The 24494-nt window shown below is 66.9% G+C and carries 22 protein-coding genes; 7 read left to right on the forward strand and 15 right to left on the reverse strand.

Annotation, left to right across the window (positions count from 1 at the left end; genetic code table 11):
- Nucleotides 1-103 precede the first annotated feature (103 nt).
- Complete coding sequence (gene typA / locus Tchl_RS13955; protein WP_075148943.1) at nucleotides 104-1921, forward strand: translational GTPase TypA; 1818 nt, start codon at nucleotides 104-106, stop codon at nucleotides 1919-1921.
- 151 nt (nucleotides 1922-2072) lie between these two features.
- On the opposite strand, the gene galU is transcribed toward typA, so the two are convergent.
- The 4 genes from galU to smc form a co-directional block, all read right to left on the reverse strand.
- Nucleotides 2073-2975 (reverse strand): UTP--glucose-1-phosphate uridylyltransferase GalU, encoded by a 903-nt coding sequence (galU, locus tag Tchl_RS13960; RefSeq protein WP_075148944.1) that lies wholly within the window; start codon nucleotides 2973-2975, stop codon nucleotides 2073-2075.
- Nucleotides 2976-3051: 76 nt separating this feature from the next.
- Complete coding sequence (gene ligA / locus Tchl_RS13965) at nucleotides 3052-5166, reverse strand: NAD-dependent DNA ligase LigA (RefSeq protein WP_083945240.1); 2115 nt, start codon at nucleotides 5164-5166, stop codon at nucleotides 3052-3054.
- Nucleotides 5166-6251, reverse strand: a complete 1086-nt coding sequence (locus tag Tchl_RS13970) for a cell division protein ZipA (protein ID WP_075148945.1) — start codon at nucleotides 6249-6251, stop codon at nucleotides 5166-5168. Before Tchl_RS13970 ends, ligA begins: the two co-directional genes overlap by 1 nt.
- Nucleotides 6252-6298: 47 nt before the next feature.
- The gene (smc, locus tag Tchl_RS13975; RefSeq protein WP_075149742.1) at nucleotides 6299-9928 is read right to left on the reverse strand and encodes a chromosome segregation protein SMC; all 3630 of its coding nucleotides are present in this window, start codon (nucleotides 9926-9928) and stop codon (nucleotides 6299-6301) included.
- Nucleotides 9929-10113: 185 nt separating this feature from the next.
- Between smc and Tchl_RS18285 the strand changes: the two genes are divergently transcribed.
- The 6 genes from Tchl_RS18285 (at nucleotide 10114) to prmB (ending at nucleotide 15763) form a co-directional block, all read left to right on the forward strand.
- Nucleotides 10114-10248, forward strand: a complete 135-nt coding sequence (locus Tchl_RS18285) for a hypothetical protein (RefSeq protein WP_268810534.1) — start codon at nucleotides 10114-10116, stop codon at nucleotides 10246-10248.
- Nucleotides 10245-11438 carry a succinyldiaminopimelate transaminase gene (dapC, locus tag Tchl_RS13980; protein ID WP_075148946.1) on the forward strand — a complete coding sequence of 398 codons (1194 nt, stop codon included), beginning with the start codon at nucleotides 10245-10247 and terminating at the stop codon, nucleotides 11436-11438. The genes Tchl_RS18285 and dapC overlap by 4 nt, the downstream gene beginning before the upstream one ends.
- A gap of 20 nt (nucleotides 11439-11458) precedes the next feature.
- Nucleotides 11459-12280 carry a 2,3,4,5-tetrahydropyridine-2,6-dicarboxylate N-succinyltransferase gene (dapD, locus tag Tchl_RS13985; RefSeq protein ID WP_075148947.1) on the forward strand — a complete coding sequence of 274 codons (822 nt, stop codon included), beginning with the start codon at nucleotides 11459-11461 and terminating at the stop codon, nucleotides 12278-12280.
- Nucleotides 12281-12309: 29 nt separating this feature from the next.
- Nucleotides 12310-13485 (forward strand): PilT/PilU family type 4a pilus ATPase, encoded by a 1176-nt coding sequence (locus Tchl_RS13990; protein WP_075148948.1) that lies wholly within the window; start codon nucleotides 12310-12312, stop codon nucleotides 13483-13485.
- A gap of 60 nt (nucleotides 13486-13545) precedes the next feature.
- Nucleotides 13546-14694 carry a succinyl-diaminopimelate desuccinylase gene (gene dapE / locus Tchl_RS13995; protein ID WP_075148949.1) on the forward strand — a complete coding sequence of 383 codons (1149 nt, stop codon included), beginning with the start codon at nucleotides 13546-13548 and terminating at the stop codon, nucleotides 14692-14694.
- A gap of 130 nt (nucleotides 14695-14824) precedes the next feature.
- Nucleotides 14825-15763: a 50S ribosomal protein L3 N(5)-glutamine methyltransferase gene (gene prmB, locus Tchl_RS14000; protein WP_075148950.1), complete on the forward strand. Its 939-nt coding sequence runs from the start codon at nucleotides 14825-14827 to the stop codon at nucleotides 15761-15763.
- A gap of 155 nt (nucleotides 15764-15918) precedes the next feature.
- Here prmB and iscX read toward each other — a convergent pair whose 3' ends face one another.
- From iscX to Tchl_RS14055, 11 genes are all read right to left on the reverse strand, one after another.
- The gene (iscX, locus tag Tchl_RS14005; protein WP_075148951.1) at nucleotides 15919-16113 is read right to left on the reverse strand and encodes a Fe-S cluster assembly protein IscX; all 195 of its coding nucleotides are present in this window, start codon (nucleotides 16111-16113) and stop codon (nucleotides 15919-15921) included.
- Between the two features lies 1 nt (nucleotide 16114).
- Nucleotides 16115-16456 (reverse strand): ISC system 2Fe-2S type ferredoxin, encoded by a 342-nt coding sequence (gene fdx / locus Tchl_RS14010; RefSeq protein ID WP_075148952.1) that lies wholly within the window; start codon nucleotides 16454-16456, stop codon nucleotides 16115-16117.
- Entirely contained in the window at nucleotides 16453-18321 is a 1869-nt protein-coding gene (gene hscA, locus Tchl_RS14015; protein ID WP_075148953.1) for a Fe-S protein assembly chaperone HscA, read from the reverse strand. The genes fdx and hscA overlap by 4 nt, the downstream gene beginning before the upstream one ends.
- Before the next feature lie 17 nt (nucleotides 18322-18338).
- Entirely contained in the window at nucleotides 18339-18872 is a 534-nt protein-coding gene (gene hscB / locus Tchl_RS14020) for a Fe-S protein assembly co-chaperone HscB (protein WP_075148954.1), read from the reverse strand.
- A 10-nt stretch (nucleotides 18873-18882) separates the two neighbouring features.
- Nucleotides 18883-19206, reverse strand: coding sequence for an iron-sulfur cluster assembly protein IscA (gene iscA / locus Tchl_RS14025; protein ID WP_075148955.1), 324 nt, complete (start codon nucleotides 19204-19206; stop codon nucleotides 18883-18885).
- A gap of 38 nt (nucleotides 19207-19244) precedes the next feature.
- Nucleotides 19245-19628, reverse strand: coding sequence for a Fe-S cluster assembly scaffold IscU (gene iscU / locus Tchl_RS14030; protein ID WP_075148956.1), 384 nt, complete (start codon nucleotides 19626-19628; stop codon nucleotides 19245-19247).
- Nucleotides 19629-19708: 80 nt separating this feature from the next.
- Nucleotides 19709-20920: an IscS subfamily cysteine desulfurase gene (locus Tchl_RS14035; RefSeq protein ID WP_075148957.1), complete on the reverse strand. Its 1212-nt coding sequence runs from the start codon at nucleotides 20918-20920 to the stop codon at nucleotides 19709-19711.
- 20 nt (nucleotides 20921-20940) lie between these two features.
- Nucleotides 20941-22137: a cysteine desulfurase family protein gene (locus Tchl_RS14040; RefSeq protein ID WP_075148958.1), complete on the reverse strand. Its 1197-nt coding sequence runs from the start codon at nucleotides 22135-22137 to the stop codon at nucleotides 20941-20943.
- Nucleotides 22138-22147: 10 nt separating this feature from the next.
- Entirely contained in the window at nucleotides 22148-22630 is a 483-nt protein-coding gene (gene iscR, locus Tchl_RS14045) for a Fe-S cluster assembly transcriptional regulator IscR (RefSeq protein WP_075148959.1), read from the reverse strand.
- A 163-nt stretch (nucleotides 22631-22793) separates the two neighbouring features.
- Nucleotides 22794-23549 (reverse strand): serine O-acetyltransferase, encoded by a 756-nt coding sequence (gene cysE, locus Tchl_RS14050; protein ID WP_075148960.1) that lies wholly within the window; start codon nucleotides 23547-23549, stop codon nucleotides 22794-22796.
- A gap of 164 nt (nucleotides 23550-23713) precedes the next feature.
- Entirely contained in the window at nucleotides 23714-24454 is a 741-nt protein-coding gene (locus Tchl_RS14055) for an RNA methyltransferase (RefSeq protein WP_075148961.1), read from the reverse strand.
- Nucleotides 24455-24494 lie beyond the last annotated feature (40 nt).

Genomic DNA, 24494 nt, shown 5'->3' on the forward strand with positions numbered 1-24494 from the left:
GGATTCTATCACGGGCCCGTTCCCGCCCAGCTCGCCGAGAATTCATGCTGCAGCGCCGCAGCCCATGGTAGAATCCTCGCCCTTTCAAAGACTTCCCGCCTCCATGTCCCGCGCCATCCGCAACATCGCCATCATCGCCCACGTCGACCACGGCAAGACCACCCTCGTCGACCAGCTGCTGCGCCAGTCCGGCACCTTCCGTGAAAACCAGCAGGTCGCCGAACGGGTCATGGACTCGGGAGACATCGAGAAGGAACGCGGCATCACCATCCTGTCGAAGAACTGCGCGATCCAGTACGGCGACACCCACATCAACATCGTCGACACCCCGGGCCACGCCGACTTCGGCGGCGAGGTCGAGCGCGTGCTGTCGATGGTCGACAGCGTGCTGCTGCTGGTCGATGCGGTCGAAGGCCCGATGCCGCAGACCCGCTTCGTCACCCGCAAGGCACTGGCGCTCGGCCTCAAGCCGATCGTCGTCATCAACAAGATCGACCGCCCCGGCGCGCGCCCGGACTGGGTCATCAACCACACCTTCGACCTCTTCGACAAGCTCGGCGCCACCGAAGAGCAGCTCGACTTCCCGGTGATCTACGCCTCCGGCCTGAACGGCTTCGCGGTGATCAACGAGAACGACGAGCGCACCGACATGCGCCCGCTGTTCGAGGCCATCCTCGAGCATGTCCCGGCACCGGAAGTCGATGCCGACGGTCCACTGCAGATCCAGGTGTGCTCGCTCGACTACTCGACCTACATGGGCCAGCTCGGCATCGGCCGCATCAAGCGTGGCCGCGTGCGTCCGAACCAGGAAGTCGTCGTCATGTACGGCGAGGAAAACCGTGGCAAGGGCAAGGTCAGCCAGATCCTCACCTTTGAAGGCCTCGAACGCAAACCGTCGGAATTGGCCGAGGCCGGCGACATCGTGCTGATCGCGGGCATCCAGCAGGTCAACATCGGCGTCACCCTGTGCGACCCCGAGTGTCTCGAGGGCATGAAGCCGATCGCCGTCGACGAGCCGACGCTGACGATGAACTTCATGGTCAATACTTCGCCGCTGGCCGGTCGCGAAGGCAAGTACGTCACCAGCCGCCAGATCCGCGAGCGCCTGGAAAAGGAACTGCTCAAGAACGTCGCCCTGCGCGTGACCTACACCGGCGACTCGGACGTGTTCGAGGTCGCGGGCCGTGGTGAGCTGCACCTGACCATCCTGCTCGAGAACATGCGTCGTGAAGGCTACGAGCTGGCGGTCGGTCGCCCGCGCGTGGTGTACAAGGAAATCGACGGCGCCAAGTGCGAACCCTATGAACTGCTGACCGTCGACGTCGAGGAAGACCACCAGGGCGGCGTCATGGAAGAACTCGGCCGCCGCCGCGGCGAACTGCAGGACATGCAACCCGACGGCAAGGGCCGCGTGCGTCTCGAGTACCGCATTCCGGCCCGCGGCCTGATCGGTTTCCAGGGCGAGTTCCTCACCATGACCCGCGGCACCGGGCTGGCCAGCCACGTCTTCGACGACTACGGCCCGATGGCCGGCGCGATGGCCGAGCGCCGCAATGGGGTGCTGATCTCGCAGAACGACGGTGACGCCGTGGCCTACGCCCTGTGGAACCTGCAGGACCGCGGCCGCATGTTCGTGAGCCCGGGCGAAGCCCTCTACGAAGGCATGATCATCGGCGTGCATTCGCGCGACAACGACCTCGTCGTGAACCCGATCAAGGGCAAGCAGCTCACCAACGTGCGCGCCTCCGGCACCGACGAAGCCGTGCGCCTGATCCCGCCGATCGCGCTGACGCTGGAATCCGCGATCGAATTCATCGCCGATGACGAGCTGGTCGAGATCACCCCGAAGAACATCCGCCTGCGCAAGCGCCACCTGAAGGAAAACGAGCGCAAGCGCGCGGCCAAGGCCGCCGACGCCTGATCCGCGCAGGCTGCAGCTGAATGCGCAGAGGCCCCGCCGGGAACACCCCGCCGGGGCCTCTGTCCTTCCGTGCCCGCGGGCGGGATCGCGCTGGCGCCGATCCCGCGACACCGGAGCGCCCGAGTCGTCGGGCGCCACCGCCGGCGAACGGTTATTTCTTCTTGCCGCCGGCCGCTTCGCCACCGAAACGGCCGCTGAGATACTGCGCGAATTCAGCTCTGGTTTCCGGATGGCGCAGGCCAAACTCGATCGTCGCCTTCAGGTAACCGAGCTTGGAACCGCAGTCGTAGCGCACGCCGTCGAACTGGTAAGCGAGCACCGCTTCCTCCTTCAGCAGCGAGGCGATCGCGTCGGTGAGCTGATACTCGCCACCGGCGCCGGGCTTCAACGCGCGGATGTGGTCGAAGATGCGCGGGGTCAGGATGTAGCGCCCGACCACGGCCTGGGTGGTCGGGGCTTCTTCGGGTTTCGGTTTTTCGACGATGCCGGTCATGCGCTGCACCTGGCCGTGGTCGGTTTCGGTACTGACGATGCCGTAGCTGCGGGTCTCCTCACGCGGCACGTTCATGGTACCCAGCACCGAGCAGCGGTGGTAGTTATAGACGTCGACCATCTGCTTCAGCACCGGCTTGCCGTCCTTGTTGTCGAGCAGGTCGTCGGCCAGGATCACCGCGAAAGCCTCGTCGCTGACCACGTGGCCGGCGCACAGCACGGCGTGGCCCAGGCCGAGCGCTTCGGACTGGCGGATGTAGATGCAGTTGACGTCCCTGGGCACCGTCTTGCGCACGATCTCGAGGAGCTCCTTCTTGCCACGCGCTTCCAGTTCGGTCTCGAGCTCGTAGGCCTTGTCGAAGTGATCCTCGATCGAACGCTTGGTCCGACCGGTGATGAAGATCATGTCGGTGATCCCGGCGGCCACGGCTTCCTCGACCGCGTACTGGATCAGCGGCTTGTCCACGATCGGCAGCATTTCCTTCGGGCTGGCCTTGGTCGCGGGCAGGAAGCGTGTGCCCATGCCGGCAACCGGAAACACCGCCTTGGTGACCTTCTTCATTTTCATTGTTCTCCCAGAGTGAAAGATTGCTGCATTGCAGCGGGCACGATCCTGCGCCGATCCGCCCCCGGCCGCATCAGCCGTTCATGTCCGTTTCGTTCAGCAGCGCGCGCAGCCCGTCCTCGTCGACGATGGCAAGGCCGAGCGCCTGCGCCTTGTCCAGCTTCGAGCCGGCTTCGGCACCGGCCACCACGTAGTGGGTCTTCTTCGATACCGAGCCGGCGACCTTGCCGCCCCGCGCCTCGATCAGCGCCCTGGCTTCGTCGCGGCTGAGCGTCAGCAGGGTCCCGGTGAGGACGAAGGTCTTGCCCGCGAAGCCCCCCGCCAGCGCAGTCGCCGGCTCATCCTCCTGCCATTGCACGCCGGCGGCGCGCAACTGCTCGATGACTTCGCGGTTGTGCGACTCGGCAAAAAATTCGCTGATCGAGCGCGCCACGATCGGGCCTACGTCCGGCACCTGTTGCAGCGCATCGACGCCGGCGGCCATCAGCGCATCGAGCTTGCCGAAGTGGCGTGCCAGCTCGCGCGCGGTGGCCTCGCCGACGTTGCGGATGCCGAGCGCGAAGATGAAGCGCATCAACGTCGTGCTGCGGCTGTTCTCGATCGCGGCCAGCAGGTTCTGCGCCGATTTTTCGCCCATGCGCTCGAGCCCGGCGAGCGCGGGCACGTCCAGCCGGTACAGATCCACCGGCGTCTTGACGATGGCCGCATCGACCAGCTGATCGACCAGTTTGTCGCCCAGGCCATCGATATCCATCGCCCGCCGCCCGGCAAAATGCAGCAGCGCCTGCTTGCGCTGCGCCGGGCAGAACAGCCCGCCAGTGCAGCGCGCCGCGGCCTCGTCCTCGCCGCGCACGACGTGCGAGCCACACACCGGGCAGGTGGGGAATGCTTCCAGCAGCACGAAGCGCGGCAGCTCGTGCGTCCGGCGCTCGAGTACCGGCGCGACGACTTCCGGAATGACGTCGCCGGCGCGGCGCACGATCACCCAGTCGCCGATGCGCACGTCCTTGCGGTCGATCTCGTCCTGATTGTGCAAGGTGGCGTTGGTGACCGTGACCCCGCCGACGAACACCGGCTCGAGCCGCGCTACCGGAGTCAGCGCCCCGGTGCGCCCGACCTGGACCTCGATGTCGCGCAGCAAGGTCACCGCCTCCTGCGCCGGATATTTGTGCGCGACCGCCCAGCGCGGTTCGCGGGTCAGGAAACCGAGGCGCTGCTGCAGGGCGAGCGCATTGACCTTGTACACCACGCCGTCGATGTCGAACGCCAGCGTCTCGCGCAGCGCACCGATGCGGGCATGGAATCCGGCCAGGCCGGCGCCGCCCCGCACCACCTCGCGGTACCCACACACCGGCAGACCGAAGGCGGCGACGGCGTCGAGCACTCCAGCATGGGTCGGGGGCAGCGTCCATCCCACCGTCTCGCCCAGGCCGTAGGCGAAGAACGACAAGGGGCGGCGCGCGGCGATGGCAGGATCGAGCTGACGGATACTGCCGGCGGCGGCATTGCGCGGGTTGACGAAGACCTTGTCGCCGGCTTCGGCCTGGCGGCGGTTGAGGGCCTCGAAGTCGTCCCGGCGCAGGTAGATTTCGCCGCGGATCTCGAGCACCGGCGGCGCCTCGCCGCGCAGGCGCAGCGGGATCGCCCTCATCGTCCGGACATTGGCGGTGACGTCCTCGCCGGTTTCGCCGTCGCCGCGGGTAGCCGCCTGGACCAGCGCGCCGTGCTCATAGCGCAGGTTGATCGCCAGGCCGTCGAACTTGAGCTCGACCGCGTATTCGACTTCGGGATCGCCCTCCCCCAGGCCCAGTTCGCGGCGCGTGCGCACGTCGAACGCGTGGGCCCCGCTGGCCTCGGTGTCGGTTTCGGTGCGAATCGACAGCATCGGCAGCCGGTGACGCACCGCAGCGAACTGGGCCAGCGGGCGGCCGCCCACGCGCCGGGTCGGGGAGTCGGCGCTGCGCAGCGCCGGGTAGGCTGACTCCAGCGCCTGGAGTTCGCGAAACAGGCGATCGTATTCGGCGTCCGGAATGGTCGGCGCATCGAGCACGTAATAGGCATGGTCGTGGCGCGTGATTTCGGCGCGCAACTCGGCCGCACGCACGCCGGCCGCCTGCAGGTCGTCCTTGCCGGGCGCGGCGGGACGATCGTCGCGCGGCTGCACGTCACCGCTCGCGAATGAATCCATCACGCCGAGAACAGTCTCTGCGCCAGCGGGCTGCCGGGCGGAATGTCGTGCCGGGCCATGCGCTGCTGGAACTGCTCGACCTGGGCCCGGATCACCGCCACCGCATCGGTGCCGAACGGGGCGCGGTTGTCATCGACCACGCTGCCTTCGAGACGCTCGGCAAGACCGGATGCAGTGTGCATCAGCCGGTCGAAGGCTGCGACACCGTCGACAACGTGGGGCACGTCGATGACGAGCGTCAGCCCGCGGGTCACCAGCCGCGCCATGCCGTCCTCGGCGAACAGCTCGGGTTCGAGGTTGCCCAATGTAAACAAGGTCGCGCCGCCATCATCGAGCGCATGGAAGCAGCCATCGCTCGCCAGCCTGAGGCCGAACTGATCCGCCAGCTGGCGGACTTCACCGCCTTCGAACTGGCGCTCGCGGGCGACGATGTTGACCCCGATCTGGACGTCGACATCGGCACAGAAGCGGTCGAGTTCGGCGGCGTTGTGCAAGGTTTCGACACGTAGCGGCAAGCCAGGCGGGAGTGCCATCACGGCGTCGGCGACGCGCTGCACGCCACCAGTGAAACGCATGAAATCGGCCTCTCCGATCGAGCCCTGGCGGTCGACCAGCTGCAGCCCGGCGCAGAACCAGTGGCAGCCGCCCGTGCTGTCCGGCCCCAGTGCATGCCACTGGTTTTCGGTGTCGTTGAAGCCGAACCAGCGCACCGGCTTGCCGAGCCCGGCAAGACATTCGGCCTGGACCTGCCACAGCCGTTGAACATCGAGCGGCTCGATGACTTCCAGGTGGATCATGCAGTCGGCACGCGCATCGAGCAGGTTCGGCATCGCCGGTGCGCTGCGCTTGAGCGGGGCCTCGTTGAAGCGGCGCGGTCCGTCCTCGTCCGCCAGGCCGGGTTCACGCCGTTCGGCGGTGGCATTGGCGCCGATCTGCGGCTCGAGCAACACATCGCGATGCTCGGACTTGAAGGCACGCTCGGCCTCGCGCCGGTGCTTGCGCTCCTGCCACTTGTTGTAAGCCACGATCAGCACCACCACGGCGATGCCGGCACCGATCAAGGCGATCTGAAGTTCGCTGTCCATTGGGGTTCCGTATTGGGGTTCCGTTTTCCAGAATTGCCTTAAGTCTTTCAGGCTGCGGCTGGCTCGGCCAGGCGCAGCGCCTCTTCGATATCCACCTCGACGACGCGCGACACGCCCTGCTCCTGCATGGTCACGCCGACCAGCTGCTGCGCGAATTCCATCGTGATCTTGCTGTGGCTGATGAAGATGAACTGGGTCTGCAATGACATGCGTTTGACCATGGTGGCGTAGCGCTCGGTGTTGGTATCGTCCAGCGGAGCATCCACCTCGTCAAGCATGCAGAACGGCGCCGGGTTGAGCTGAAACATCGAAAATACCAGCGCGATCGCGGTCAGCGCTTTCTCGCCACCCGACAGCAGGTGGATCGAGGCGTTCTTCTTGCCCGGCGGCTGGGCCACGATCTGGACACCGGCGTCGAGAATCTCCTCGCCGGTGAGCACCAGTTCCGCACGACCGCCGCCGAACAGCTGCGGAAACAGGGAGCCGAACTGGCGATTGACGGTATTGTAGGTCTCCTGCAGCTGCTCGCGGGTCTCGCGGTCGATGCGCCGGATCGCGTCCTCCAGGGTGTCGATGGCCTGAACCAGGTCCTCGGTCTGGGCATCGAGATAAGCCTTGCGTTCCACGGCACGCTCCAGCTCGTCGAGCGCGGCGAGGTTCACCGCCCCGAGCTCGACGATTTCGCGCCCCAGGCGGGCCACTTCACGCTGCAGCACGGCTTCCTTCGGCGCGTCGGCGAGCAGCGGCGCGAGGGCGGCCTCATCGCCCTGCGCTTCCTGCAGGCGCTCGTCGAACTGGCCCGCGGCCAGCGCGGCAGCCTGCACCGCCAGGCGCAGCTCCGCGACCCGGGCGCGGACCGGAGCGGCCTCGTGCTCGGTGCGCAAGCGCATCTCCTCGCAGTCCTTGAGCGCCGCGCCGGCAGCTTCGAGTGCATCGCGGCACGCGGCGAGCGCGGTTTCGCGCCGACCCCGCAGGGCGAGCGCGTGCTGCAATGCGTCCGCGCTACGGCTGTCGGCAATCGCCTCCAGCTCGGCATCGCCGGTCTTGCGCTCGGCCGCGATCCGCGCCAGCTGCTCGCCCGCAAGCTGCTGGTTGCGGGTGATGTCCTCGAGCTTGCCGGCGCATTCACGCGCGGAAAACTCCGCCTCCTGCAACTCGCGCGCGGCGGCCTGCTCCAGCGCGCGCGCTTCGCGCAGCGCCTGTTCGCGCTCGCACAGCACATCGGTGGCAGCCTCCAGGCGTGCGCGCTGCAGTTCGGCCAGCTCGGCCGAGCGCGCCTGCTCGAGCTCGGCACGGGCGAAGTGTTCGCGCTCGCTCGCCTCCAGATGGACCAGGTCTTCGAGATCGCGGGCGAGCTGGCTGTGGCGTTCTTCGGCGCGGCTGCGTGCCTGGGCGAGCTTGAGCACTTCGACCTGCTCCGCATGGAGCCGGGCTTGCGTGCCCTGAATGTCGCGACGCAGGCGGTTGGCCTGCTCGTGCAAGGCGGCGGCGGCCGCTTCGGCGCCGAGCAGGGCGTCGTGGGCAGCGGATGCTTCGTGCTCGAGCGCGTGCTGCTCGAAGGCGAGGTGGTCGATTTCGCGCTGGCGCTCGATGACGCCGTGGGTGCGGCTGTCGGGGAGGTGATGAACCAGTGCCTCGCGGCTCAGCATCTGCCCCCGCGGACCGACCAGGCGCACCCCGGGCGGCAGTTCGGCACGGCGCGGCAACCAGTCTTCCAGACGCTCGACGGCATGGACGCCGGCGAGGAAATCGTCGACCAGCGCGCGCAAGGCGGGATCGGTCACCCTCACCAGCATCGCCAGCGCGCGCGGCAGCAGCCCACGCGCGGCGAGCGACGCTCCTGCGGCGGCTTCGCCGCTGGCGGGCGCCAGATCGCGCCCCGCGGCGCAGGCGAAACCGATCGCCAGCGATTCCGGCGGAGCCTCGTCGAGCACGGTGCGCGCCGCAGCCTCGGCGGCCGGCGCATCGTCCGCGACCAGGGCGGAAAGGCGCTCGCGCAGCACGGCATGGACGGCATCGTCCCACCCGGCCTCGACCTGCAGGTGCTTCCACAGCGGCGGCAGCGCGCCGAGGCCGTGGCGCTCGAGCCAGTCGCCCAGTTCGCCCTGCGACTGCACGCGGGCCTGCAGCTGGGCGAGCGCATCGTGGCGTGCGCGCGACTCGGTCAGCCGGCGCTGCCCCCCGCGCTCGTGCTCGAGCGCAGACGTGAGTGCCGCCTGGGCGGCGGGCAGGCGCAGCTGCACCGCGGCGAGCTCGCGCTCCGCGGCTTCGAGCACCTCCTGGATGGTTTCGAGGCCGGCTTCGCGCTCGGCGATCTCGTCCGGATCGGGGCCGACGATCGCCCCCCGCTCCGTTTCCAGGCGAGCGTGGCGTTGCTGCAGTGCATCGAGCGCACGCAGGGCACTGGCACAGTTGGCCTCCTCCACTCTCGAGCGCTGCTCGGTCTGCGCCAGTTCGCGCCGCGCCGCAGCCACCGTGGTGTCGGCGGCCTGGCGGGCAGCATCGAGCTCGGGCACGCGCCCGGCGATCTCATGATGCCGGGCTGCGGCCTGTTCAGCGCGCAGCGCGGCGTTTTCGGCGAGCGCTTCCCAGCGCCCGCGCTCGGTGCCGAGGCTTGCACTGCGCGCCTGCCAGTGGCCGTGTTCGGATTCGAGCTGGGTGCGGCGGGCTTCCAGGCGCGCGCGCGCTTCGCCGAGGTGGCGCAGCTCGGTTTCCAGCCGGGTCACTTCGGCACTGCTCGCGAGGAGCTCGCCGTGGGCGTGATGCACCGCTTCGGACGCTTCGAAATGCGCGCCGCGAGCGGTTTGCACCGCCGCCTCGAGCGCCTGCAGGCGAGCGCTGTCGGCCTCGATGCGCAGGCCGGCTTCGGTCAGCGCATCGACCAGGCGTCGGTGTTCGGCACGCGCCTCGTTGCGCTTGATCAGCCACAGCAGCTGCTGCTTCTGCACATGGGCGGCGTTCAGCGCATGGTAGCGGGTGGCAACTTCGGCCTGGGCTTCGAGATGGACGATGCGCTCGCCCAGTTCCATGCGGATGTCGTCGAGGCGGACGAGGTTGTCGCGCGCATCACGCAGGCGCCCTTCGGTTTCCTTGCGCCGCTCACGGTACTTGGTCACCCCCGCGGCTTCTTCGAGAAAGCCGCGGATCTCTTCCGGACGGGCCTCGATGATGCGCGAGATCATGCCCTGCTCGATGATCGCGTAGGCCCGCGGTCCCAGGCCGGTGCCGAGGAAGAGATCGATCACGTCCTTGCGCCGGACATGGGCATTGTTGATGTAGTAGGTCGATTCGCCGGAGCGCTCGAGCACGCGCCTGACCGCGATTTCGGCATAGCGCGACCATTGCCCGGCGGCCTTCCCTTCACCGTTGTCGAACACCAGCTCGACGCTGGCGCGCGATACCGGCTTGCGCGTGGTCGAGCCGTTGAAGATGACGTCCTGCATCGACTCGCCGCGCAAGGCCGAGGCGCGCGTCTCGCCCAGCACCCAGCGCACCGCGTCGATGATGTTCGACTTGCCGCAGCCGTTCGGCCCGACCACGCCGACCAGGTTGCCGGGAGTGAGCACCGTGGTCGGATCGACGAAGGTCTTGAAGCCGGCGAGTTTGAGCTTGGAAAGACGCACGAAGGGGAGGGCCGGGGAGGAAATCCGAAAGCGCGCCTGCGACACCGCTGCCATGGCAGGCACGGCGCGCATGATAACACCCTCCCCGAAGACAAACTTCTGCGCCCGGACGCCAATTGCAACGAAGCATTCGCACAGCCGCAGCGCTTCTCCAGCGACATGAAACATGCTGCAGCCCGCGGGGAGGTGCGATAATTCCGCGCCACCCAACGCCAACCACGCAGGACAAGGGAAAAACCATGCCGACCGATGTCGAAATCATGGCGCAGACCGCAGCGCTGCAAAAGCAGGCCGAAGCCATCCGCCAGCAGGAAGCGGGCGCAGTGATCGCCGGAACCCTTCTGATGGCAGCGGAGGAGGCAGGACAGCCGTGAATCCGAACCTCACCCGCCTGCAGACCTACCCGTTCGAGAAGCTGCGCGCGCTGTTCGCCGGCATCGAGGCGCCCGCCGGGCTGAAGCCGATCCGCCTGTCGATCGGCGAGCCGCAGCACCCGACGCCCGGCTTCATCCGCCAGACCCTGGCCGACAACCTCGGCGGCCTGTCGAGCTACCCCGCCACCGCCGGCAGCGATGCGCTGCGTGGCGCCATCGCGCACTGGCTGGAGCGCCGCTACGGCCTGCCGAAGATCGACCCGATCGGCCAGGTGATCCCGGTCAGCGGCACCCGCGAAGCCCTCTTCGCCTTCGCCCAGTGCGTGGTCGACGGCACCCGGGCAAATGCCAAGGTGCTGTGCCCGAACCCCTTCTATCAGATCTACGAAGGTGCCGCCTTGCTCGCCAACGCCGAGCCGGTGTTCATCAACAACCTGCCGGAAAACGATTTCGGCTCGGACTTCTCCGCCATCGACGACGCCACCTGGCGCGACATCCAGCTTGTCTATGTGTGTTCGCCCGGCAACCCCACCGGCCGCCTGCTCAAGCTCGACGAGTGGAAGACCTTGTTCGAGCTGTCCGATCGCCACGGCTTCGTGATCGCCGCCGACGAGTGCTACTCGGAGATCTACTTCGACGACGACGCCAAGCCGATCGGCGGCCTGGAGGCGGCGTGGCGGCTGGGGCGTACCGACTTCCGCAACGTGGTGATGTTCTCCAGCCTGTCCAAGCGCTCGAACGTGCCCGGCATGCGCTCGGGCTTCGTCGCCGGCGACGCGCGGATCCTGAAGGACTTCCTGCTCTACCGCACCTACCACGGCTGTGCGCTCGGCCCCGCGGTGCAGGCCGCCTCGATCGTGGCGTGGAACGACGAAGAGCACGTCGTCGAGAACCGCCTGCTGTATCGTGACAAGTTCGCCCGCATCACCCCGATGCTCGCCCCCTACCTGCCGGTTTCGCTGCCCGACGCCGGTTTCTACTACTGGGTGCGCACGCCGCTGCCGGACACCGAGTTCGCCCGCCGCCTGCAGGCTGAATATAATGTGACGGTCCTGCCGGGCAGCTTCCTCGCCCGCGAAGCCCATGGCGTGAACCCCGGCGCGGGCTTCGTGCGCATCGCCCTGGTCGCCGACCCCCATGAGTGCGTCGAAGCCGCCGAGCGCATCATCGATTTCTGCAAGAACCTTTGAACAAGAGAGAGACCTCCCCCATGCACGCTTTGCAAAACCTCATCGACGACGCCTTTGAAAACCGCGCCAGCCTGTCGCCGGCCTCGGCCCCGGCCGAGATCCGCCGCGCGGTCGAAGAAGTCATCGCCGGCCTCGACGCCGGCACCCTGCGCGTGGCCGAAAAGAAGGACGGCCAGTGGGTGGTGAACCAGTGGATCAAGAAGGCGGTGCTGATTTCCTTCCGCCTGCGCGACAACGAAGTGGTCAACGCCGGCGGGCTTAATTACTACGACAAGGTCGACACCAAGTTCGGCGACTACACCTCCGAGCAGTTCCGCAGCGGCGGCTTTCGCGTGGTGCCGCCGGCGGTGGCGCGCAAGGGCAGCTTCATCGGCAGGAACGTGGTGCTGATGCCGTCCTACGTGAACATCGGCGCCTACGTCGATGAGGGCACGATGGTCGATACCTGGGCCACCGTGGGCTCGTGCGCGCAGATCGGCAAGAACGTGCACCTGTCGGGCGGCGTCGGCATCGGCGGCGTGCTCGAACCGGTGCAGGCCGGCCCGGTCATCATCGAGGACAACGTCTTCGTCGGGGCGCGCTCGGAAGTGGTCGAAGGGGTGATCATCGAGGAAAACGCGGTGCTGTCGATGGGCGTCTACATCGGCCAGAGCACCAAGATCTACGACCGCGAAACCGGCGAGATCAGCTATGGCCGCGTGCCCGCTGGCGCGGTCGTGGTACCGGGCAGCCTGCCTTCGGCCGATGGCAAGTACAGCTTGTACTGTGCCGTGATCGTCAAGAAGGTCGACGCCCAGACCCGCGCCAAGACCGGCATCAACGAACTGCTGCGCGGCGCCTGAGCCACGCTTCGCGCCCGAGCCTGCCCGGCATGATCTTCGACAGTCTGTTCCAGCTGATGTCCGAGAAGAAGGCTTCGGACCTCTTCATTACGGCCGGCGCCCCGATCCACATCAAGATCCAGGGGCACACCCTGCCGATCAACAAGCAGGTGATGGACCCGCAGATGATCCGGCGCATGCTCGGCGAGGTGCTGACCGAAGCGCAGCACGGCACCTTCGAGCGCGAGCGCGAACTGAATCTTTCCTTCGGTCGCCGCGAGCTGGGCAACTTCCGCGTGAACGCATTCTGGCAGCGCAACTCGCCGGCGATCGTGGTGCGCTACATCCAGAGCGACATTCCCGGCATTCACGAACTCAATCTGCCGCCGGTGCTCACCGAAGTGGTGATGGACAAGCGTGGCCTGGTACTGGTGGTCGGCGCCACCGGCTCGGGCAAGTCGACCACGCTGGCGTCGATGCTCGACCACCGCAACCGCAACCGCAGCGGCCACATCCTGACCGTCGAAGACCCGATCGAGTACTTGTTCACTCACCGCAAGTCGGTGGTCAACCAGCGCGAAGTCGGAATCGACACCCTGAGCTGGAACGAGGCCCTGCGCAATGCGATGCGCCAGGCTCCCGACTGCATCCTGATCGGCGAGATCCGCGACCGCGAGACCATGCAGGCGGCGATTTCGTATTCACAGACCGGCCACCTGTGCCTGGCCACCTTGCATGCGAACAACGCCTACCATGCGCTGACCCGGATGGTGAACTTCTTCCCGCTGGAAAACCGCCAGCTGCTCTACCTCGATCTCGCGGTGGCGCTGCGCTGCATCGTTTCCCAGCGCCTAGTGCGCAAGCCCGACGGCCAGCGCGTGCCGGCGGTCGAGATGCTGATGAACACCCGCCACACGGCCGAGCTGATCGAACGCGGTGCGCTCAACGACATCAAGGAAGCGATGGAGCAATCGCTGGCGCCCGGCTCGCAGACCTTCGAGCAGGCGCTCCACCGGCTCTATGCCGACCAGGTCATCACCCTGGAAGAAGCGCTCGCCAACGCCGATTCGCCGAGCAACCTGAACTGGCTGATCAACAACACCCAGCAGGCGTCCGCCGATCTGCCGCCCCCCGCCGCCCGCTCCGGGTTGCTGACCGATTTCGAGTCGACCAACGCCGACGGCGCCTCCTTCCAGGAGTTCGTCCTCAACATGGACAACAACTGAGCCGCAGCGCACCGTGCGCCTGTCGCCGCGTCATCCCCCCATTTCCCCCGCCCCAACGCCATGCCCGATACCCCCACTCCAACACTCGCCCTGGCCTGCGAGCTGATCTCCCGCCCTTCGGTCACCCCGGACGACGCCGGTTGCCTGGCGCTGATCGCCGAACGCCTGCAAGCCCTCGGATTCACCTGCGAGCGCCTCGACCGCGCGGGCGTCTCGAACCTGTGGGCCCGCCGCGGCCAGGCCGCGCCGGTGCTGTGCTTCGCCGGCCACACCGATGTCGTCCCGCCGGGCCCGGCCGACGCCTGGCAGACGCCGCCCTTCGTCCCCACCCCGATCGACGGCATGCTGTACGGGCGCGGCGCGGCCGACATGAAGAGCTCGCTGGCCGCTTTCGTCACCGCGATCGAGCGCTTCGCCGCCGCCTGCCCCGACCACGCCGGCAGCATCGCCGTGCTGCTGACTTCGGACGAGGAAGGGATCGCCACCGACGGCACGGTCAAGGTCGTCGAAGCCCTGGCCGCGCGCGGCGAACGCCTCGACTACTGCATCGTCGGCGAGCCGACTTCGGTGAATACGCTCGGCGACATGATCAAGAACGGTCGCCGCGGCTCGCTGTCGGGCACGCTGCGGGTGAAGGGCCAGCAAGGCCATGTGGCCTACCCGCAGCTCGCACGCAACCCGATCCACGCCTTCGCCCCGGCGCTGGCCGAACTGGCGGCGATGCGCTGGGACGAAGGCAACGAGTTCTTCCCGCCGACCACCTGGCAGGTCTCCAACATCCACGCCGGCACCGGTGCCAACAACGTCATTCCGGGGGTGTGCGAAGTGATGTTCAACTTCCGCTTCGCCTCGGTCTCGAGCGCCGACGAACTCCAGCGCCGCACCTGCGCGGTGCTGGACCGCCATGGCCTGGAATACGAGATCGACTGGCACCTGTCGGGCAAACCGTTCATCACCGGCCGCGGCCGGCTGGTCGGCGCCCTGTCGGCGGCGATCCGCGACACCCTGGGGGTGGACACCGAGCTATCCACTTCGGGCGGCACTTCCGACGGCCGCTTCATCGCCGACATCTGCGCCGAAGTGGTGGAGTTCGGCCCGGTCAATGCGTCGATCCACAAGGTCAATGAATGCATCGCCATCGACGCCGTCGAGCCCTTGTCGGTGGTGTATGAACGCACCCTGCAGGCGCTGCTGGGCCGCAACACATGAGGTGTCTTTCCCGGCGAGGTGGCGCGGTGACCGGACTTGCCGCCTCCTGCCCTCCCCCCACCTCCTGGCCCCCTCTACGCAACCACGGCCGCACCCGCGGCACGATTGAACTTCCCTGCAGAGAGCACATATGACCGAACATGACCACAACGACGATGAACTGGAACACGAGCACGGCCCGCTCGCCGAACTCGTCACCGTACGCGACTGGCTGCGCTATGCGGTAACGCGCTTCAACCGCGCCGGCATTTTCTGCGGCCACGGCGTTGGCGACACCTACGACGAGGCGGTGTGGCTGATCCTGGGCAGCCTGGCGCTGCCGCTCGACCGTCTGGAGCCCTTCCTCGACGCCTGCATTCCCGGCGAAGAGCGGATCGCGCTGTTCGAGGCCATCGAGCAGCGCGCCGATGCGCGCCGGCCCACCGCCTACATCCTCGGCGAAGCCTGGCTCGGCGACTTCCGGTTCAGCGTCGACGAGCGCGTGATCGTGCCGCGCTCGTTTTTCGCCGAGCTGCTCGAAGACGGCCTGAGTCCGTGGGTGGACGCTCCGGAGGCGGTCGGCAGCGCGCTCGACCTGTGCACCGGTTCCGGCTGCCTGGCAGTGCTGATGGCGCACGCTTTTCCCCATGCCGAAATCACCGCCGCCGACCTGTCCGAGGATGCGCTCGATGTGGCGCGGCAGAACGTCGTCGACTATGGTCTGGAAGAGCGCATCGAACTGGTCCACAGCGACGTCTTCTCGGCGCTGCGGGATCGCCGCTTTGACTTGATCCTAAGCAACCCGCCCTACGTGACGGCCGAGGCGATGGACGCGCTTCCTCCCGAATACCTGCACGAGCCACGCATGGCGCTGGCCTCCGGTGAGGACGGGCTCGACGTCGTGCGCAAGTTGATCGCGCACGCCGCGCAGCACCTGAACCCGCGCGGCGTGCTCGCAGTCGAGGTCGGCCACAACCGGGACCTCGTCGAAGCGGCGTTCCCGGATCTTCCCTTCACCTGGCTGTCGTCGCGTGGCGGCGATGACATGGTGTTCGTGCTGAAGAAGGAAGAGCTGCCCGGCGCGGATTGAAACCTGGCCGAAAACCGGCGCGCCAGCTTGATTCGACCTCCCGTGCCGGTGGGGCGAGGCGGCCGGGCGGCGCGCCTGCTGCGCCACCGAATCGCGGCTTCAGTGCCGTCTCTGCCGCATTCCGCGCGCGGCCCCGGGAAGGGGCCTGATCCGGCTCAGGCGAGCTCGTCGATCCAGGCCTGCTGAATGCCCTCGAGGATGCGCTCGCCGCAATGCTTGGGGTCGTCGTCGAACTCCGGCAGCGCCATCACCCAGTTCATCAGATCGACGAAATTGACTTTCGCCGGGTCCGCATCCGGGTAGGCGTCGGTGAGCTGGACGGCAATTTCCTGAACGTCGGTCCACTTCATCTCAGTGCTTTCCTTCGCGGGCCATGTTGATGGTGTAACGCGGAATTTCCACGACCAGCGGGGTGTCGGCCACCACCGCCTGGCACGACAGGCGCGACTGCGGCTCCAGCCCCCAGGCCTTGTCGAGCAGGTCTTCTTCTTCGTCCTCTGCCGGGGTCAGCGAGTTGAAGCCTTCGCGCACGATGACGTGGCAGGTGGTGCAGGCGCAGGACTTCTCGCACGCGTGCTCGATGTCGATGCCGCCCTGCAGCAGGCTGTCGCAGATCGTGGTGCCGGGCGCGGCCTCGATCACGCTGCCGTCGGGGCAGAGTTCGACATGGGGAAGAACGATGATCTGGGTCATAGCTCGAGTTCGTCTACCTTGTGGCCCGCCAGGGCGCCGCGGATGCTGCTGTCCATGCGGCGGGCGGCGAATTCGTCGGTGGCACGCGCAAGGGCGTCGATGCCGGCCTTGATCGCGCGGTGGTCGCTGCCTGCACGCAGTTCCTGCAGGCGGGCGATGGCGGCATCGATCGCGGTACGTTCGCTGTCGGTCAACAGCGCGCCGTCCTTTTCCAGCGCGTGGCCGCAGGCCTCGATGACCCGGTCGGCCTCAACCTGCTGCTCGCGCAGGTTGCGCGCCATCATGTCGTCGTCGGCATGGTCGACGCTGGACCTGAGCATTTCGGTGATCTCGTCGTCGGACAGGCCGTAGGACGGCTTGACCAGCACACTGGCCTCGACCCCGGAAGACATCTCGCGCGCCGACACCGACAGCAGGCCGTCGGCATCGACCTGGAAGCTGACCCGGATGCGCGCCGCTCCGGCGACCATCGGCGGGATGCCGCGCAGCTCGAAGCGCGCCAGCGAGCGGCAGTCGGACACCAGCTCGCGTTCGCCCTGGACGACGTGGAAGGCCATCGCGGTCTGGCCGTCCTTGAACGTGGTGAACTCCTGGGCGCGGGCGATCGGCAGGGTGGAATTGCGCGGCACGACCTTTTCCACCAGTCCGCCCATGGTCTCCAGGCCGAGCGACAGCGGAATGACGTCGAGCAGCAGCCAGTCGTCCTGGTCGCTGCGGTTGCCGGCGAGGATGTTGGCCTGCATCGCCGCGCCGAGGGCGACGACCTTGTCCGGATCGAGGTTGGTGAGCGGCTCCTGGCCGAAATAGTTGGCCACCGCGCGCTGGATGTGCGGCATCCGGGTGGCGCCGCCGACCATCACCACGCCCTTGATATCGTCGGCCGCCAGTCCGGCATCGCGCAGGGCCTTGCGCACCGGGCTCAGGGTCTTCTGCACCAGGTGGCGGGTCATTTCGGCGAACTGCTCGCGGGTGACGACGAGATCCACTTCCTCGCCCGACCCCAGGCGCAGGTGGATCGGCGCTTCCTCGCACGAGGTCAGCAACTCCTTGGCCTCGCGCGCCTTCATCTGCAGGCGGCGGGCGTCTTCGAGCGACGGCGGCTCGATGTTGGCCTGATCGAGCACCCAGCAGAACAGGCGATGATCGAAATCATCCCCGCCCAGCGCCGCGTCGCCGTTGGTCGACAGCACTTCGAACACGCCGCGCGACAGCTTCAGGATCGACAGGTCGAAGGTGCCGCCGCCGAGGTCATACACCGCGTAGACCCCTTCGGCCGCATTGTCCAGGCCGTAGGCCACCGCCGCAGCGGTCGGCTCGTTGAGCAGGCGCAGCACGTCGAGCCCGGCCAGGCGCGCGGCGTCCTTGGTCGCCTGGCGCTGGGCGTCGTCGAAATACGCCGGCACGGTGATCACCGCGCCGACGAGCGGGCCGCCGAGGCTCGCTTCGGCGCGCTCACGCAGCCGGCGTAGGATTTCGGCGGAAACCTCGACCGGGCTCTTGACCCCTTGGACCGTGCGCAGGCGGACCATCCCGGCGCTGTCCTCGAAGTCGTAGGGCATGGACTCGATGTAGGCCACGTCCTTCAGCCCCCGCCCCATGAAGCGCTTGACCGAAACGATCGTGTTGCGCGGATCGGTGGCCTGTGAGCGGATCGCGCCATGGCCGACTTCGATGCGGCCATCGGCACAGTAGCGCACCACCGAAGCGAGCATGGTGCGGCCGCCCTCGTCGGGCAGGCACACGGCGATGCCGTTACGGACGGTGGCAACGAGCGAATTGGTGGTACCCAGGTCGATACCCACCGCGAGCCGGTGCTTGTGCGGCTCGGCGGAGAGGCCGGGTTCGGCGATTTGCAGCAGGGCCATCTGATGTCTTCCGTGCTCTAGTTTTCGAGGGCCAGCAGGGCCTCGTCGATTTCTTGCTGGAGTTTATCGATGAACATCAGCCGACGCACGGTGTCGGCTGCCGCTTCGTAATCGTGTTCATCATCGAGCTGCTGCCCGAGGTGGCTGCGAACCTCGCGCGCGTGATGCAGCAGGCGCCGGTGCAGTTCCTCGAGTTCATGCACCTCGGCAGCATCGCGCGCCTCCTCCACTGCCTCGCGCCACTCCATCTGCTCCATCAGGAACTCGGGCGACATCGCGGTGTTGGTTTCGAGGGCGGCGTCCACACCGGCCAGCTCGAGCAGATACTGGGCACGGTCGAGGGGGCGGCGCAAGGTGCGGAAGCCTTCGTTCACCCGGGTCGCCCACTGCATCGACAAGCGCTTTTCGGCGTCGGACAGGTGGGCATGACGGTCGGGGTGAACCTGCGCCTGCAGGCCGTGCCAGGCCGCCTCGAGGGCAGCCTCATCGAGCGCGAAGCTGCGCGGCAGCCCGAACAGGCTGAAGTAGTCGCCGGTGAGATCGATGCTCATCGCGACCGGCTCAGACGTTGAAGCTTTCACCGCAACCGCACTGATCCTTCACGTTCGGGTTGTTGAACCGGAAGCCTTCGTTGAGGCCGTCCTTGACGAAGTCCAGTTCAGTCCCCTCGAGATAGGACAGGCTCTTGGGGTCGATCACGACCTTCACGCCGTGACTCTCGAAGACCAGATCCTCGTCCTCGGTCTGGTCGACGAACTCGAGCTTGTAGGCCATGCCCGAACAGCCCGAGGTCTTGACCCCGAGACGGATGCCGACGCCCTTGCCGCGCTTGCTGAGGAAGTTGGAAACGTGCCGGGCAGCGTTTTCAGACAGAGTCACGCCCATGGTTGTTGCTCCTGTTGATCCTGTTCGGTAAGCGCCACTCAGGCGTCGTTCTTCTTCTTGTAATCGGCGACCGCGGCCTTGATCGCATCCTCGGCGAGGATCGAGCAGTGGATCTTCACCGGCGGCAGCGCGAGTTCTTCGGCGATCTGGGTGTTCTTGATCTCGAGCGCCTGATCGATGGTCTTGCCCTTGACCCATTCGGTCACGAGCGAACTCGACGCGATCGCCGAGCCACAGCCGTAGGTCTTGAATTTCGCATCCTCGATCACGCCGTCCTTGCCGACCTTGATCTGCAGCTTCATCACGTCACCGCACGCGGGGGCGCCCACCATGCCGGTGGCGACACCCTCCTCTTCCTTGCCGAAGGAGCCGACGTTGCGCGGATTTTCGTAGTGATCCAGAACTTTTTCGCTGTAAGCCATGATGTTTCTCCGCTTGGAGGTATTTCAATAATTAGACCGAGATACGCTGCCCCGGTGCCTTGACCGTGCGCAGGTGCCGCTCAGTGTGCGGCCCACTGCACCGCATCGAGATCGACCCCGTCCTGCACCATTTCCCACAGGGGGGAGAGTTCGCGCAGCTTGCCGATCTTGTTGCGCAGCAGTTCGACCGTGTAATCGACTTCCTCTTCGGTGGTGAAGCGCCCGATCGAGAAACGGATCGAACTGTGCGCCAGTTCGTCGTTGCGCCCGAGCGCGCGCAGCACGTAGGACGGCTCCAGGCTGGCAGAGGTACAGGCCGAACCCGACGACACCGCGATATCCTTGATCGCCATGATCAGCGACTCGCCTTCGACATAGGCGAAGGAGATGTTCAGGTTGTGCGGCACGCGCTGCCCGAGATCGCCATTGACATAGGTCGCCTCGATCCTGGTGAGGCCGTCGAGCAGCTTGTCGCGCAGCTTGAGGATGCGCGCGTTCTCCTCGACCATTTCCTCGCGGGCGATGCGGAACGCTTCGCCCATGCCGACGATCTGGTGGGTGGCGAGCGTGCCCGAGCGCAGGCCGCGCTCGTGGCCGCCGCCATGCATCTGCGCTTCGAGGCGCACGCGCGGCTTGCGCCGCACGTAGAGCGCACCGATGCCCTTCGGGCCATAGGTCTTGTGCGCGGAAAAGCTCATCAGGTCGACCTTGAGCTTGTCGAGATCGATGTCGACCTTGCCCGTGGCCTGCGCCGCATCGACGTGGAAGACGATGCCCTTCTCGCGGCAGAGCTCGCCGATCTCGGCGATCGGCTGCACGACGCCGATTTCGTTATTGACGAACATCACGGTCACCAGGATGGTGTCGGGACGAATCGCCGCCTTCAGCACCTCGAGGTCGATCAGGCCGTTTTCCTGGACGTCGAGATAGGTCGCCTCGAAGCCTTCGCGCTCAAGTTCGCGCACGGTGTCGAGCACCGCCTTGTGCTCGGTCTTGACGGTGATGACGTGCTTGCCCTTGCCCTGGTAGAAGTGGGCGGCGCCCTTGATCGCCAGGTTGTTGGACTCGGTCGCCCCCGATGTCCAGATGATTTCCTTGGCATCGGCATTGACCAGCGCGGCGACCTGCGCGCGCGCTTCTTCGACCGCCTGCTCCGCTTCCCAGCCGAAAGCGTGCGAGCGGCTCGCCGGGTTGCCGAAGTGCTCGGTCAGCCAGGGAATCATCTTTTGCGCCACGCGCGGATCGACCGGGGTCGTGGCCGAATAATCGAGATAGATCGGGAACTTCAGCATTACGTGTCTCCGCAGAGTCGTTATCCGTGTTCAGGGTTGAGGCCCGCCGACGGCCGGATCGCCACCGAGGCCAGATTCTTGAGTTCATCCACGACGCGGGCGAGGGCTGCGATGAATCGCTCGGCGTCGTCGGCGCGGGTATCCCGCCCCAGGCTCACCCGCAGCGCGCCGCGGGCGACTTCCGGCGCCACCCCCATTGCCAGCAAGGTGCGCGAAGGCTCGGGATTGGCACTCGAACAGGCCGACCCGCTGGCGCAGGCAAAACCGGCCCGGTCGAGCTTGCCGACCAGGGTTTCGCCTTCGATAGGCTCGAGGGCGAAGAATACCGTATTCGGCAGACGCGGCGCGCCTGCGGAGAAGATCCTCGCCCCCAGGCTCTGCAGCGCGCGGGCAATATCGTCACGCAACCCGGCCAGGCGCCCCGCCTCGGCATCGCGGCGGGCGAGGGCACGTTCGCACGCCACCCCGAAGCCGACGATGGCAGCGACATTTTCGGTACCCGAGCGCAGTCCCCGCTCCTGGCCGCCACCGGCAATCAGCGGCGACAATTCCACGCGCTTGTCCACCACCAGTGCACCTGCACCCAGGGGGCCGCCGATCTTGTGTGCAGACAGCGTCATCGCATGCACGCCCAGGGCGCGGAAATCGGATTCGATCTTGCCCAGCGCCTGCACCGCGTCGGTATGGAACCACGCCCCCACCGCCCGCGCCTGCGCCGCCAGGGCGGCGATGTCCTGCACCACCCCGGTCTCGTTGTTGGCCTGCATCACCGACACCAGGCGCGGCCGCTGTGCGAGCACCGCCTGCCAGTCGCCAACATCGATGCGCCCTTCGCCGTCGACCGCGATTTCATGCACTTTCCAGCCGGCCCGGCCGAGCTGGCGCGCCGGTTCGCGCACGCAGGGATGTTCGATCGCGCTGACCGCCACCAGGCCCGCTCTGAGCATGGCGGCAGCCCCTTTCAGGAACAGGTTGTTCGCTTCGGAGCCGCCGCTGGTGAAGACGATCTCGGTGGCGTGGGCCCCGACCGCGGCGGCCACACATGCCCGGGCTTCATCCACCGCCGCCCGCGCCTGGCGGCCATATTCGTGACGGCTGGAAGCATTGCCGAAGCGGGCCGGCTCGGCGCCGCCGAGCCAGGGCAGCATGGCCTCGCGCACCATCGGGTCGAGCGGCGTGGTGGCGTTCCAGTCGAGATATACCGGAGCAAAACCCATGCCTGCGCCTTCAGGCCACAGCGGCTTCGTGCACGGCAGCCATGGCGTGGCGCCGGATGTTCTTCAGCACGGCCACGTCGGGGTCGGGATGGACGCGGCGGTTGACCAGGGCTTCGAGGGTGACCGAATCCAGGTAGGCATACATGCGCTTGTTCAGATTGGCCCACAGGTCGTGGGTCAGGCAGCGATGATCGTCGTGACAGTTTTCCTTGCCACCGCACTGGGTCGCATCGAGCGGCTCATCGACCGCAACGATGATGTCGGCCACGGTGACGTTGTCCATCGTGCGCGCCAGGCGGTAACCGCCACCCGGGCCGCGCACGCTGCTGACCAGCTTGTGCCGGCGAAGCTTGCCGAAGAGCTGCTCGAGGTAAGACAGCGAGATCTTCTGGCGCTCGGCGATGCCGGCCAGAGTCACCGGCCCGTCGGCCTGGCGTGAAGCCAGATCGACCATCGCCGTCACGGCAAAGCGCCCCTTGGTCGTCAGTCTCATGCTTCCTCCTCGAAGGATGGTATGCGGCGGCTATTCGGCAGGCATCCGCTTTGCGGCGCGGCGCGAATACCCGAATTTTTCACTCGACTATACGTATTCCGACAAAAACGGTCAACTACTCACGAGACCCAGCCTGCTGCACCTCGTGCCATCGGCCCGGCACTCAATCGACCATTTTCGACAGCCGGTCGGGGTCGAAGTGGTCGGCCGACTCCGCGGTATCGTCGAACTTGATCCCTGCGCCCTCCAGGCGGGCAATGACGGCGTGCAGCCGGCGGTCGGTATCGACCGCGTGATCGAGCAGCCCGTGCAAGGCCTTGGCCACCGGATCGTCCATGTCGCGGGTGACGCCATAGGCGCTGAAACCGATCTGCTCGGCCTTTTGCTCGCGCGCGGCATCGCGCTCGGAATCGAGGATGCGCGCCGGATTGCCGACCGCAGTGGCCCCGCCCGGAACGGGCTTGACCACCACTGCGTTGGAACCGATCTTGGCGCCATCGCCGACGCTGAATCCCCCCAGCACCTTGGCCCCCGCTCCCACCACCACCCCCCTGCCCAGGGTCGGGTGACGCTTGGTGCCGCGGTACAGGGACGTGCCGCCCAGGGTCACACCCTGGTAGATCGTGCAGTCGTCACCGACCTCGGCGGTTTCGCCGATGACCACCCCCATGCCGTGATCGATGAACACGCGACGGCCGATCACCGCGCCGGGATGGATTTCGATGCCGGTAAGGAAGCGCCCCAGATGACTGATGAAGCGTCCCGCCCAGTGCCACCCCCTGCGCCAGGCAGCATGCGCCGCGCGGTGGAAGATCAGGGCATGGACGCCGGGATAACAGGTCAGCACCTCGAACGTGGAACGGGCGGCGGGATCGCGTTCGTGAACGCTGGCCAGATCTTCACGCAGGCGGCTGAACATTTTGTGGCGGGCTCCGGAAAAAGCGGGAAATCGGATCGATGAAATTCAAAATCGAGCAAAACGGGGAAAAGCGACAAGCATTGCGAAGCGCGCGGACGTTACCTCGGGCACTGAATTCCCGAGTATTTTAATCGACTTAAGCCGGGGAATTCAAAACCGCGCCCTCATCCGCGCCGCTTGGGGCGTTCGAACGTCGTCAGCATGCCGCGCAGGATCGCGACCTCCTCCTTTTCCAGGCGGACGCGATTGAACAGCCGGCGCATGCGCGGCAGCAGGCGCTTGGGGTTGGCCGGATCGTGGAAGCCGCTGGCGGTGACGACGCGTTCGAGATGCGCCATGAAGCCTTCGAAATCGGCATGCGTAGCCGGCTCGGCCTGGTCCCCGGGCGCGTTCAGCACTGCGGCGCCGAGCGCAGCCATGCGAAGCTCGTAGGCCAGCACCTGCACCGCCGCCCCCAGGTTCAAGGAGGAAAAGTCCGGATTGGTCGGAATCGTCACCGGCAGGCTGCACAGCCCGACTTCCTCGTTGCTGAGGCCGCTGGTCTCGTTGCCGAACACCAGTGCGACCCTGCCGTCGTCGCTGCGCGCGACCAGTTCGAGCGCGGCATCGCGGGCCTGCAGCCGCGGCAGCGACAGCTCGCGCCGGCGGGCGGTGAGCGCCGCCGAGAACACGGTATCGGCAAGCGCCTCCTGGAGCGAGCCGACGACATGCGCCGCCTCGAGCACGTCGCTCGCCCCCGAAGCCCGGGCCGTCGCCACTTCGTCGGGAAAGGCGGCCGGCGCCACGAGCCACAGGTCATGCAGCCCCATGACCTTCATCGCACGCGCGGCGGCGCCAATATTGCCGGGATGACTGGTGCGCGACAGCACCACACGGATGCGATCGAGCGCGAGGGGGCGATTCATATTAAAATTCCGCGCTTTCCGAATATTGCCGGGCTGCCTG

Origin of the sequence: Thauera chlorobenzoica, assembly GCF_001922305.1 — a bacterium.
GTDB lineage: Bacteria > Pseudomonadota > Gammaproteobacteria > Burkholderiales > Rhodocyclaceae > Thauera > Thauera chlorobenzoica.